Annotated in this window: 10 protein-coding genes; 6 read left to right on the top strand and 4 right to left on the bottom strand. The window is 69.9% G+C overall.

What is annotated here, in order from left to right:
* The 3 genes from ACFWXQ_RS47595 to ptsP all read left to right on the top strand — a co-directional run.
* The coding region (locus tag ACFWXQ_RS47595; RefSeq protein WP_386270390.1) for a hypothetical protein at nt 1–311 on the top strand (311 nt) is incomplete at its 5' end.
* 282 nt (nt 312–593) lie between these two features.
* A complete protein-coding gene (locus ACFWXQ_RS47590) occupies nt 594–1043 on the top strand; it encodes a PTS glucose transporter subunit IIA (RefSeq protein ID WP_189839779.1) in 450 nt (149 codons plus the stop codon).
* A 77-nt stretch (nt 1044–1120) separates the two neighbouring features.
* Entirely contained in the window at nt 1121–2791 is a 1671-nt protein-coding gene (ptsP, locus tag ACFWXQ_RS47585) for a phosphoenolpyruvate--protein phosphotransferase (RefSeq protein ID WP_383951331.1), read from the top strand.
* 92 nt (nt 2792–2883) lie between these two features.
* Here the strand turns inward: ptsP and ACFWXQ_RS47580 are convergent, their stop codons facing one another.
* A complete protein-coding gene (locus ACFWXQ_RS47580; protein WP_383951328.1) occupies nt 2884–3780 on the bottom strand; it encodes a hypothetical protein in 897 nt (298 codons plus the stop codon).
* A gap of 111 nt (nt 3781–3891) precedes the next feature.
* The gene (locus tag ACFWXQ_RS47575) at nt 3892–5859 is read right to left on the bottom strand and encodes an acetoacetate--CoA ligase (RefSeq protein ID WP_383951326.1); all 1968 of its coding nucleotides are present in this window, start codon (nt 5857–5859) and stop codon (nt 3892–3894) included.
* Between the two features lie 213 nt (nt 5860–6072).
* Between ACFWXQ_RS47575 and ACFWXQ_RS47570 the strand changes: the two genes are divergently transcribed.
* Nucleotides 6073–8439, top strand: a complete 2367-nt coding sequence (locus ACFWXQ_RS47570) for a TIM-barrel domain-containing protein (RefSeq protein WP_383951323.1) — start codon at nt 6073–6075, stop codon at nt 8437–8439.
* An 82-nt stretch (nt 8440–8521) separates the two neighbouring features.
* Here the strand turns inward: ACFWXQ_RS47570 and ACFWXQ_RS47565 are convergent, their stop codons facing one another.
* Both ACFWXQ_RS47565 and ACFWXQ_RS47560 read right to left on the bottom strand, forming a co-directional pair.
* A complete protein-coding gene (locus tag ACFWXQ_RS47565; RefSeq protein WP_383951319.1) occupies nt 8522–9058 on the bottom strand; it encodes an NUDIX domain-containing protein in 537 nt (178 codons plus the stop codon).
* Between the two features lie 47 nt (nt 9059–9105).
* Complete coding sequence (locus tag ACFWXQ_RS47560; protein WP_383951316.1) at nt 9106–9915, bottom strand: M15 family metallopeptidase; 810 nt, start codon at nt 9913–9915, stop codon at nt 9106–9108.
* A gap of 325 nt (nt 9916–10240) precedes the next feature.
* Here ACFWXQ_RS47560 and ACFWXQ_RS47555 point away from each other — a divergent pair, with 325 nt between their 5' ends.
* A complete protein-coding gene (locus tag ACFWXQ_RS47555) occupies nt 10241–10666 on the top strand; it encodes a Zn-ribbon domain-containing OB-fold protein (protein ID WP_383951334.1) in 426 nt (141 codons plus the stop codon).
* A complete protein-coding gene (locus ACFWXQ_RS47550; protein WP_383951313.1) occupies nt 10663–11853 on the top strand; it encodes a lipid-transfer protein in 1191 nt (396 codons plus the stop codon). The genes ACFWXQ_RS47555 and ACFWXQ_RS47550 overlap by 4 nt, the downstream gene beginning before the upstream one ends.
* Nucleotides 11854–11885 lie beyond the last annotated feature (32 nt).

The raw sequence follows: 11885 nt of genomic DNA, 5'->3' as shown, positions 1-11885 counted from the left end.
GAATGTATTCCCGTAATCGGGACGACACCACGAGAGCGGAACCACCGATCGGAATAGGATCGATGATTCACTGCGTCCTCGCTGTGCGCCTGCCGGAACAATGCCCGGCAGGACTTTTTCAAAGGAACCTCCACCCACCACATGATGCGGTGGACGGGGTATCAACATATCTGGCGTTGATTTTTGGCACGCTGTTGAGTTCTCAAGGAACGGACGCTTCCTTTGTACTCACCCGAGAGAACCTCTCGTGGCTTTCCTCCGGGCTTCCCTTCGGTGTTCCAAACTCTATCAGTGAATTTCCGTCTCTCTGACCACGGTCCTGCGGACATGCAGAACCAGACCCCGAGATAGGATCCGACAAGTTGGATGCTGCCAGGCAAGGACGCTTGGTCGCGTCACTCGGCCTCAAGCAGGTGTACGACTCTACATGCGGCTGCGGAGCGCGTGCAAATCGTTTGTGCCGCGCTCTACGGTCGCCAACCGGGTCCTCTCGTGCGGAACCGTCACTTCATATGACTTACGCTGCTGAGCAGTGCGCCGTCCAGGACAGGCAGCGACGGCCCATATGCATCTCCGCCCCTGGGAGGCTTCCCATGACCACCGTGACGTCCCCTCTTGCAGGACGCACCATCGGACTCACAGCTGTACCTGATCCGGTCTTCTCCGGAGCCATGGTGGGCCCCGGCACCGCGATCGACCCCGTCCGGGAGGCCTCGGCCGCTGTCGCCCCCATCGACGGTGTTGTCGTCTCGCTCCACCCTCATGCCTTCGTCGTGGTCGACGAAGAGGGGCACGGAGTGCTGACGCACCTCGGTATCGACACCGTTCAGCTCAACGGCGAGGGCTTCGAGCTGCTCGTCAACAAGGGCGACACCGTCCAGCGCGGCCAGTCCGTGGTGCGCTGGGACCCGGCTGCCGTCGAGGCCGCCGGCAAGTCCCCCATCTGCCCCATCGTGGCACTCGAAGCCACGGCCGAGTCCCTCTCCGACGTCAGCGTTGACGGAGACGTGAAGGCTGGCGACGTTCTCTTCAGCTGGCACTGACTTCCCTGCCGTCATGAACAGCAGGCACGACAACCATCGCGGCGGCGGGACCCGCCGCTCTATCGGAGACGGGTGACATGGAGACAACGCTGCGAGGCGTCGGCGTGAGCCACGGTGTGGCGATCGGCGAGGTTCGGCACATGGGAACGGCGGTGCTGGAGCCGCCTGCCAAGCAGATACCGACGGAGGACGCGGAGCGCGAACAGGGGCGCGCCCGCAAGGCCGTCGAAGCCGTCGCGGCCGACCTGATGGCACGCGGCAATCTGGCGGGCGGCGAAGCCCAGGCTGTTCTCGAGGCCCAGGCCATGATGGCCCAGGACCCGGAGCTCATGGCCGATGTCGAGCGGCGTATCGCGGTCGGGAGCACGGCGGAGCGCGGGGTGTACGACGCCTTCGCCTCGTACCGCGCGCTGCTGGCGAATGCCGGTGAGTATCTCGCCGGTCGTGTGGCGGACCTCGACGACGTGCGGAACCGTATCGTCGCCCGGCTCCTCGGCGTGCCGATGCCGGGTGTGCCGGACAGCGACGAGCCGTACGTCCTCATCGCTCGTGACCTCGCGCCGGCCGACACCGCTCTGCTGGACCCGACGCTGGTCCTCGGTTTCGTCACCGAGGAGGGCGGGCCGACCAGCCACAGCGCGATCCTGGCCCGGGCGCTCGGTGTTCCGGCCGTGGTGGCACTGCCGGGGGCGGGTGAGCTTGCCGAGGGCACGTTGGTCGCCGTGGACGGCAGCACCGGTGAGATCTTCGTGAATCCGAGTGCGGAGAAGAAGGCCGAGATGGAGGCCGCGGCCGCTGCGCGCAAGGCCGCGCTGGGTGCCTCGACCGGGCCCGGTGCCACCTCGGACGGACACAAGGTGCCGCTGCTGGCCAATGTGGGTGGTCCCGCGGACGTTCCGGCGGCGGTCGCGGCCGGTGCCGAGGGCGTGGGTCTGTTCCGTACCGAGTTCCTCTTCCTTGACGACAGCAAGAACGCGCCGTCGGAGGAGAAGCAGGTCGAGGCGTATCGCACGGTGCTGGAGGCCTTCCCTGAGGGGCGGGTCGTGGTGCGGGTGCTCGATGCGGGTGCCGACAAGCCGCTCGACTTCCTGACGCCGGCCGATGAGCCGAACCCGGCGCTGGGCGTGCGCGGGCTCCGCTCGCTGCTCGACCACCCCGATGTGCTGCGGACGCAGCTGACGGCGCTCGCGAAGGCTTCCGAGGGACTGCCTGTCTACCTCGACGTGATGGCGCCGATGGTCGCGGACCGTGCCGACGCCAAGGCGTTCGCCGACGCGTGCCGTGAGGCGGGTCTGCAGGCGAAGTTCGGTGCCATGGTCGAGATTCCGTCGGCCGCTCTGCGGGCGCGGTCGATCCTGCAGGAGGTCGAGTTCCTGTCGCTGGGGACCAACGACCTCGCGCAGTACACCTTCGCCGCCGACCGCCAGGTGGGTGCCGTGTCCCGGCTGCAGGATCCGTGGCAGCCCGCGCTGCTCGACCTGGTCGCACTGTCCGCCGAGGCGGCCAAGGCCGAGGGCAAGAGCTGTGGTGTCTGCGGCGAGGCCGCTTCGGACCCGCTGCTCGCGTGTGTGCTGACCGGTCTGGGTGTCACCTCTCTCTCCATGGGTGCCGCGTCGATTCCCTATGTCCGCGCGACGCTGGCCAAGTACACGCTGGCGCAGTGCGAGCGTGCCGCGGCGGCCGCGCGTGCCTGCGACAGTGCCGAGGAAGCCCGCACGGCGGCCCAGGCGGTGCTGTCCGGCGAGTAGTCAGTGCCGTTGGCCGTCAGTACCGTGCGCCGTTGTCACTGATGGGCCGGTCGAGGGGCGCTCCGCCTGAGGGTGGGGCGCCCCTCGTGTGTTCAGTGCGTGTGCCGTGTCATGGGCCCCTCCTCGCCCAGGTCGGGTGGTGCGCAGTAGTCGACGCCCGACTCCGGGGAGACGAGGTCGCCGGATTCGACGTCGGTGCAGTAGGCGTCGAAGACCTCGCCGGCCGTGAGCGGTTCCAGGCCTTCGCCGCGCAGGCGCCAGCCGTAGACACGGTCGGTCGAGTCGGGGGCGCTGGCACGCATGACCAGGCCACCCGGGCTCTGGGTGGCGATGCCCAGGGCGAGGACGGTGGTGAATTCGAGGGCCTCGGCCTCGTCCAGGTGAGGTGTTCCGTGCTCGTCGTCGTCGGCCCGGAGGACCGCTACGAGTGTTTCTGGCTCTGTGGAGACGCTGCACACGAGGTGCCGCCTGCCCGGGCCCGAGGCGTCCAGGATGCGGACGAGCAGGTCGGAGGCGCGTACGAAGGCGACTCGGCCGATGTCCTCGCCGCAGGACGCGCAGGTGCCAATGCGGGACAGCAGTGTCGTCGCGTACTCCCAAGTGGCCTGGCGGACGGCTTCGTCGATGAGGTTCGGGACGAGGTGGTCGAGGGGCTGGCCCTCGTACGGGACGGTCGCGCCTGTCGCGGCGAGTTCCGCGGTGAAGCGGGTGCGGCTGGACGGTGTGTCGGGTTCCAGGCCGTGTTCGGCGCAGAATTCCGCGTACTCCTCGGGGTCGAAGAGGGCCACCGTGGTGTGGCCGCCCTGGGAGGCGAGGGTTCGGAGCAGGGCTTCCACCTGCTGGAGATAGCTCGCGTGGTTGTCGAAGGTGAAGGTGCGGTAGCGCCGCCGCATCGCGGTGAAGTCCTGCTCGTCGGTCAGCAGGCCGATGGTTCCGGCGATTTCGCGGCGCAGGACGCGTCGCATGGTCTGGTGCTGGGTGTGTGCCATTTTTCCCCCTGCGTGCAGTCGATCAATGCTCACTCACAGTAATCGGCGGCACTGACAACGCCCCTCGGACGTGGGGAGTACGCCCGAGGCGGCGCTGGAACGCGGGGTTGGTCAGGCGCGTTTGCGGGCCAGTTCCTCGTAGAAGCTCAGTAGGTCGAGGTTGTCGATGGAGCCGGGGTTGACCGCCTTCTCCAGGGGGGTGCCCTGGAGGAGGCGTTTGACCGGGACCTCGATTCGCTTGCCGGTGAGGGTGTGCGGGACTCCGGGTACCTCGATGACCTCGTCGGGGATGTGACGAGGTGAGAGTTGCTCGCGGATGGTCTGCTTGATGCGGCTCAGGAGGGCGTCGTCGAGTACGGCTCCTGGAGCGAGGTGGACGAAGAGGGGCATCCAGTAGCCGCCGTCGGGCTGTTCGATGCCGATGACGAGGGACTCGCGGATCTCGGGGAGCCGCTCGACGGCTTCGTAGATGTCGGCCGAACCCATGCGGACGCCCTGGCGGTTGAGGGTGGAGTCCGAGCGGCCGTGGATGACCACGGAGCCGCGTGAGGTGACGGTGATCCAGTCGCCGTGACGCCACACTCCGGGGTACGTGTCGAAGTAGCTGTCGTGGTAGCGGCTGCCGTCGGGGTCGTTCCAGAAGCGGATGGGCATCGACGGCATGGGGTTGGTGACGACGAGCTCACCGACCTCGTCGATGAGGGGTTCGCCGCTGGGGTCCCAGGACTGGAGGTCGGTGCCCAGGCCGGGTGCCTGGAGTTCGCCGACGTGGACCGGGAGGGTGGGGACGGCTCCCGCGAAACAGGAGCACACGTCGGTGCCGCCGCTGACGGAGGCGATCCACAGGTCGTCGCGCACCTCGTCGTGCAGCCAGCGGAATCCGTCGGGCGGCAGGGGCGAGCCGGTGGTGGCGACGCACTGGACGCGGGAGAGGTCGAAGTCGCGGGAGGGGTGGACGCCCGCCTTCCGGCAGGCCATGACGTATGCCGCCGACGTGCCGAAAAGGGTGGCGCTGGTGCGTTCGGCGATGCGCCACTGGGCGGCTGTGTCCGGGTAGCCCGGGCTGCCGTCGTACAGGACGATCGTGGTGCCCGTCAGGAGGCCGGAGACGAGGAAGTTCCACATCATCCAGCCGGTGGACGTGTACCAGAAGAAGCGGTCCTCGGGCCCCAGGTCGCAGTGGAGGCCGAGCTGCTTGAGGTGCTCGACGAGGATGCCGCCCTGGGACTGGACGATGGCCTTGGGGAGGCCGGTCGTGCCGGAGGAGTAGAGCACCCACAGGGGGTGGTCGAAAGGGACCTCTTCGTAGACCGGTGTTACGTCAGCCGATGTGAGGGCCGACCATTCCAGGGCGCCCTCGGGGGGTTCGGTGCCGAGCAGCGGGATGTGGACGACGGCGCGCAGGGTGGGCAGTTCGCGGCGCAGTTCGGCGACGGTCTCGCGGCGATCGTGCTCCTTGCCGCCGTAGCGGTAGCCGTCGACGGTGAGCAGCACGACGGGTTCGACCTGCTGGAATCGGTCGAGGACGCTGCGGGCGCCGAAGTCGGGGGCGCAGGACGTCCAGACGCCGCCGACGGCCGCGGTGGCGAGGAGGGCGACCACGGCCTGGGGCACGTTCGGCAGGTAGCCGCTGACGCGGTCCCCCGGGTGTACGCCGAGGGCACGGAGTTCGGCGGCCAGGGAGCCGACCTGGCGGCGCAGTTCGGACCAGCTGACCGGGGTCGGTTCGTGGGTCTCGTCGACATGGAGGAGGGCCGGTTCGTCCGCTCCGGTGTCGGCCGCTCGCAGGGCGTGCTCGGCGTAGTTGAGGGTGGCTCCGGGGAACCACTGTGCGCCCGGCATCGAGCGGTCGCCCAGCACGCGCGCGTAGGGGGTCGAAAACCGTACGTCGAACCACTCGGTGACGGCTTTCCAGAACGTGTCCAGTTCGTCCACGGACCAGCGGTGCAGAGCCGCGTAACCACCCTCGGCGGGGGCTCCGTGGTGCTCGGCCGCCCAGGTCTGGAATCGGGTGATCTGCGACTGGGCGATGCGGCCCGGGTCGGGTTGCCAGAGCGGCGAGGGGTTCGCTGAGGTCATGGGGCGGCTCCCGGACTGTGCGCGTCGTGTGCGTGTACCGCGCACGGGCTGGGGTGTGCGCGTCACGCGGCTCCCACGGACGATGCCACGTGATCGACTTCCGCACCAGGGCGGGCCCCACATAGTCCGGCTCGTGAAGATGTGGTCCTGCCACGGGTGAACGGAAGTTGAACGACTCACTCATCGGCCGTTTCGAGTGGCAGGCTGAGCAGCATGGACGGTCGTGACCTGGTGCGTTCGATGAAGGTGGTCGGTTCGGTGGGATCGGCCCAGGGGCTGCGTACCGTGCGGGCCGCGTGGCGCAGGAGGCGCGCCGACGCCTCGGGGCTGCCGGCGCGGGGCGCCGAGCGTGCGCGGGTTCCCGGGCCCGTGCTGAGTGTGGAGCCGGCTCCCGGCGGCGGAGTCGTCCGGTTCACCCGGTCGGAGCTGCGGATCACCGTCACGGCCGGCGGAGCCGTCTTCTGGGGCTGGGACGGGGCGGGGCCCGAGCCGTCGTACGCGCTCGCGGGCCCCGCTCCCGAACCGGACCCCCGGGCCCTGCTGGAGCCGGACAAGGACGGCGCGTGGCGGGTCGTGGCCGAGCGGATGACGGTGGTCGTCTCCCGGCACGGCGCCGTGGAGGTGCGTACGCCGGGCGGGGTGACCCTGCGGCGGGATCTGCCGCCGCGGTGGTGGGAGCCGGTGGGCGGTGGGGAGGCGCGCTGGATGCAGCGGTCCGAAGTGGCCGCGGACGCGCGGTTCTTCGGACTGGGCGGGCGCGCGTCGGGGCCCCGGCTGCGCGACGGAACGTATCGGCTGTGGAACACCGATCCGGGGCACGCCTTCGAGCCCGGCGACGATCCGCTCTACATCACCATGCCGGTGCAGATGGTGGTGGCCGACGCGGCGACCCACCTGGTTTTCCACGACAGCACGTGGGACGGCGGGGTGACGCTGCGCGAGGGTGAGGAGGGTGCCGGGTCCGGGCACGACCGGGCCGGGACGAGCGAACTGCGGATGGACGGCGGGCCGCTGCGCTGCTGGGTGATGGTGGGCAATCCCGCGCGCGTGCTCCACGCCTGGGCGTCTCTGACCGGAGCCGCCGCGCTGCCGCCTGCCTGGGCTCTCGGGCACCATCACGCGCGGTGGGGCTTCGGGAGCGAGGAGGAGGTGCGGCGGATCGTGGGCGGCTATCACGAGCGCGGACTTCCGCTGGAGGCCGTACACCTCGACATCGACCACTTCGACGCGCATCAGGTGTTCACGGTCGACCGGGACCGCTTCCCGAAGCTGCCGGTGCTCGCCGAGGAACTGCGCCGGGACGGGATCCGGCTGGTGTCGATCGTGGATCCCGCGGTGAAGGCCGAGCCCGGTAACGCCGTGTACGACAGTGGGACCGCCGAGGAGGCCTTTGTGCGGGACGCCGCCGGGCAGCCGGTGCGTGGTGTGGTCTGGCCGGGTGAGGTGGTCTATCCGGACTTCACGCGCGCGCGTACGCGCCGGTGGTGGGGCGGTCTCTACGAAGAGCGGCTCTCCCAGGGGTTCGCAGGTTTCTGGCACGACATGAACGAGCCGGTGTCCTTCGCCGCTTTCGGGGAGTCGACGCTGCCCCGTTCGGCGCGGCACGACCTGGAGGGCCGCGGCGGTGACCATCGTGAGGCGCACAACGTGTACGCGCTCGGCATGGCGCGGGCGGGCTACGAAGGTCTGCGTGAACTGACGCCCCAGGAGCGGCCGTTCCTGTTCTCCCGCTCCGGGTGGGCCGGAATGCAGCGCTACGGAGGGACCTGGTCCGGGGACGTGGCCACGGGGTGGCCCGGTCTGCGGGCGTCCCTGTCGCTGGTGATGGGCCTCGGGCTGTGCGGCGTGCCGTATTCGGGTCCCGATGTGGGCGGCTTCGACGGGAGCCCCTCCCCGGAGCTGTATCTGCGGTGGTTCCAGCTCGGGGCGTATCTGCCGCTGTTCCGTACGCACGCGAGTCTGCGGGCGGGGCGCAGGGAGCCCTGGGAGTTCGGTGACGATGTTCTCGGGCACGCGCGCGTGGCGCTCGTCGAGCGGCGGCGGCTGCTGCCGTACTTCATGACGCTGGCGCATCTGGCACGCCGTACGGGCGCGCCCTATGTGCGGCCGGTGTGGTGGGGCTCACCGGAGGACAGGGCGCTGCGGGACTGCGAGGACGCGTTCCTGCTCGGTGACTGCCTTCTGGTGGCACCGGTGCTGGACCCGGGCGCCGATCGGCGTGCGGTGCAGCTGCCGCGGGGGCGCTGGTACGACACGGTGACCGAGGAGGCGTACGAAGGGCCCGCGCAGGTTTTGATCGACGCCCCCTTGTCGCGGATTCCGGTCCTGGTCCGTGCGGGGGCGGTCCTGCCGGTGCGTGGCGAGGACGGCGGCCTGGAGCTGGAGGTGTGGGCGCCCGCCCGCGGGCGGACCGGGGGCGGGCTGGTGGTGGCGGACGCGGGCGACGGCTGGGAGGAGCCGGAGATCGAGCGCTATGTGACGCGTCGTAAGGGGAAGCGTGTGATCGTCGAGCGGTACGGGGAGGACGGCCGCAGTGAGCCGTCACTGCCCGTTCGGGTGCGGGGGCTGGGAGCGTCGTGACACGCCCCTGAAGGGGGCCCACAGCCCCGGTGGGGCCACTCCCGAGTCGGAAGTGGCCCCACCGGGGACGCGTGAAGAGATCTCAGACGTACCGGCCCTCGAACCACGCCTTCGCCGCCAGGGTGTGCAGCGGGAAGGCGAGTTCGGTCGCCCTGCGCAGGAGTTGCCAGCCCTCGGTCTCGTCGGTCGCGACGGACGGCGGCAGGTCGGACACCGGACGCTCCGGGAGTGCTCCGAAGAGCAGCAGGTGGCCGTCGGGGGAGCTCAGCGCGTCGACGAGCCGTACGTCGCGGCCGGCCGCGGCGATGCCCGTCTCCTCCTTGAGTTCACGGACGACGGCCTGCCGCCAGTCCTCCCGTTGGTCGATGAACCCTCCGGGCAGGGCGATACCCCCGCGCGCGGGAGCGATGGTCCGGGTGATGACGACCAGGGCCGCACCCTTGGTGTCGTACACGGGTTGCAGGGCCACCGCGACCGGGGTGGGGTTGCGGTAGGCCACGGTGCGACAGGAGGAGCAGGTGCGGGGCCAGCCGGAAACGCCCTCTCCGTAGGGCGCGCCGCAGCTCGAACAGTGGGAGTCCGGCGCGGAGTTGGCGGACGGGATATGGGTTGGAGACACGCCCGGGACTGTATCCGATCATCACAAGGACGGCTGCGCGGGCCGCCTCACTGGGACTGGATGAGGGATTTCGTCGACACCGGGAAGTCGAAATAGGTGTCGGGGTACAGCTCGGGCTTGTACGTGAAGTGCCACCACTCCTCGGCCAGGTTCACGAAACCGAGGCCTTCGAGGGTGTCCTTCAGGAGCAGCCTGTTGGCGCGCTGCTGTCCCTGGATGCGCGGGTCGAGGGTGTGCGACAGGGTGTCGAAGCAGTCGTAACCGGTGCCCATGTCCACGGAGTTGTCCGGGAAACGCTCGCCCTGAGGCGCGAAGCAGGGCACGAGGGGCTCTCCGGGAACGTACGGGCGGGTCGGCAGCGCCGGGAGCTTGACGAGAGTGAGGTCCATGGTCGAGCCGCGGCTGTGGCCGGACTTCTCCGCGATGTAACCGTCCTCGAACAGACGGGTCTTGTCGACGTTCGGGTAGAACTCGGCCTTCATTGCCTGGTCTTCGAGGTCCTTGGCCCAGCGGACGAAGTGGTCCACGGACCGCTGGGGCCGGTAGCAGTCGTACACCTTCAGGGAGTAGCCCTGTCCCAGCAGTCGCTGCTGGGCCTGGTGGAGGGCTTCGGCGGCGGGCCTGGTGAGGATGCAGAGGGGCTGCTGGTAGCCGTCGATGCGCTCGCCCACGAAGTTGTGCGGGGTGAAGTAGCGGATCTCCTGGATGATCGTGGGGTCCACGGATCTCAGGGCCACGAAGTCGGCGGGTGCCTTCGGCTCGGTGGTGGCCCGGGCCGTCGCGGAGGCCGCGGTGACGGCCAGCAGGGCGGCGAGGACGGTGACGAGGCTGCGTACCGCCATGGAGAGTCGTGTCATGTCCCCTGCATCTATCAGGTGCAGGTTCCCCGGGGGAAGAGATCGGATACAGTCCGCGCCCGATCGAGTGACTGGACACGGCCGGGGCGGAAGGCGGCCCGCGTGGCTCAGGGACGAGGGACGGCCGGAACCACCCCCGTGGGCCCCGGCCGTCCCTACCGATACTCCGACGCTCAGGAGGCCTGATCGGTTCTCTCCTGACGGGCCGGATCGTTCCTCGTGAGGCACTCCGGCGCCCTGCCCAATCGACTCCGCCCGTGGCACACTTCTGACGTTCCGTCAGATCCAGCGTTGTGGAGGGATCTTGTCGCGCACCCGTACACCCGTGGTCACCGGCTGGTTCACCGGCGAGGGGGAGGAGTTCCGCCTCCTCGGCACGCGCTGCTCGGCCTGCGCGTCGGTGTTCTTCCCCCGCGAGGACGTCTTCTGCCGCAATCCGGGTTGCTCCGGCGGCGGTCTGGAGGAAATCCCGCTGTCCCGGCGCGGCCGCGTCTGGTCGTACACGGACAGCCGGTACCGGCCTCCGTCACCGTATGTGTCCGATCCGGAACTCGAATGGCAGCCGTACGCGTTGATCGCTGTGGAACTGGAATCCGAAAGGCTCGTGGTGCTCGGACAGACCGTTCCCGGGGTGACCGTCGCCGATCTGGCAGTGGGCATGGAGGTGGAGGTCGTCCCGGGCGTGCTGAACGAGGACGCGGAGACGACCTGGACGACATGGCACTGGCGGCCGACGGAGGTGACGGCATGACGGACGATGTGGCGGTGCTCGGTGCGGGCATGCACCCCTGGGGCAAGTGGGGGCGCGGCTTCGTGGAGTACGGGACGGTGGCCGCGCGCGCGGCGCTCGCCGACGCCGGGGTCGACTGGCGGGACGTCGGCTCGATCGTCGGCGCGGACACGGTCCGTGGCGGATACCCGGGGTATGTGGCGGGGGCGACGTTCGCCAAGGCACTGGGCTGGCAGGGCGCCCGGGTCGCGAGTGTGTACGCGGCGTGCGCGTCGGGGGCGCAGGCCGTCAACACCGCGCGGGCTCAGATCCTTTCGGGTCTCGCGGATGTGGTGCTGGTGGTGGGCGCGGACGCGGCTCCGAAGGGCTTCTTCCGGCCCGCGGGCGGAGACCGGCCCGACGATCCGGACTGGCTGCGGTTCCGGGTCCTGGGGGCGACGAATCCGACGTACTTCGGGCTGTACGCGCGCCGGCGGATGGCCGTCCACGGGGACACGCTGGAGGATTTCGCGCAGGTCAAGGTGAAGAACGCGGCTCTGGGGGCGCTGAATCCCAACGCCCGCTACCGCAAGCGGGTCACGGCCGAGGAGGTCGCCGCCTCGGCCGTCGTGGCCGATCCGCTGCGGCTGCTCGACATCTGCGCGACCTCGGACGGGGCGGCGGCACTCGTCCTGTCCAGCATGGAGTTCGCCCGCCGTCACGGGGCGGCGGACCCGGTGCGGATCCGCGCGGTGTCCACGGTGACGCCGAGCTATCCCAACACCGTGCTCGACCTTCCCGACATCGCGACGGACTCCGCGGTCGCGGCGGAGCCGGCCCCCGAAACGTTCCGCGCGTCGATCGCGCGGGCCGCGTACGAGGAGGCGGGCGTCGGCCCCGAGGATCTCTCGCTCGCGGAGGTCTACGACCTGTCCACCGCCCTGGAGTTGCAGTGGTACGAGGATCTGGGGCTGTGCGGCGAGGGCGAGGCGGCCAAGCTGCTGCGGGAGGGCGCGACGGCGCCGGGAGGACGAATACCGGTGAACGTCAGCGGCGGACTCGCCTCCTTCGGGGAGGCCGTTCCGGCGCAGGCCATAGCCCAGGTCTGCGAGCTCACCTGGCAGTTGCGGGGCGCGGCGGGTGACCGGCAGGTCGCGGGTGCGCGGGTGGGGATCACCGCGAACCAGGGGCTGTTCGGGCACGGTTCGTCCGTGATCGCCGTCAGGTGAGGAGTCGCGGTGTGCCGACGGGGGTCGCCCGC

The organism is Streptomyces sp. NPDC058697, assembly GCF_042715345.1.
Taxonomy (GTDB): domain Bacteria; phylum Actinomycetota; class Actinomycetes; order Streptomycetales; family Streptomycetaceae; genus Streptomyces; species Streptomyces liliifuscus.
The sequence above is the reverse complement of the archived record's forward strand: the minus strand, read 5'-3'. Positions and strand labels throughout refer to the sequence as shown.

Bases quoted from the DNA above. Each gene is read 5' to 3' on its own strand.
- ptsP (WP_383951331.1), top strand. From the start codon at position 1,121: ATGGAGACAACGCTGCGAGGCGTCGGCGTGAGCCACGGTGTGGCGATC.
- ACFWXQ_RS47580 (WP_383951328.1), bottom strand. From the start codon at position 3,780: ATGGCACACACCCAGCACCAGACCATGCGACGCGTCCTGCGCCGCGAA.
- ACFWXQ_RS47560 (WP_383951316.1), bottom strand. From the start codon at position 9,915: ATGACACGACTCTCCATGGCGGTACGCAGCCTCGTCACCGTCCTCGCC.
- ACFWXQ_RS47590 (WP_189839779.1), top strand. From the start codon at position 594: ATGACCACCGTGACGTCCCCTCTTGCAGGACGCACCATCGGACTCACA.
- ACFWXQ_RS47570 (WP_383951323.1), top strand. From the start codon at position 6,073: ATGGACGGTCGTGACCTGGTGCGTTCGATGAAGGTGGTCGGTTCGGTG.
- ACFWXQ_RS47550 (WP_383951313.1), top strand. From the start codon at position 10,663: ATGACGGACGATGTGGCGGTGCTCGGTGCGGGCATGCACCCCTGGGGC.
- ACFWXQ_RS47575 (WP_383951326.1), bottom strand. From the start codon at position 5,859: ATGACCTCAGCGAACCCCTCGCCGCTCTGGCAACCCGACCCGGGCCGC.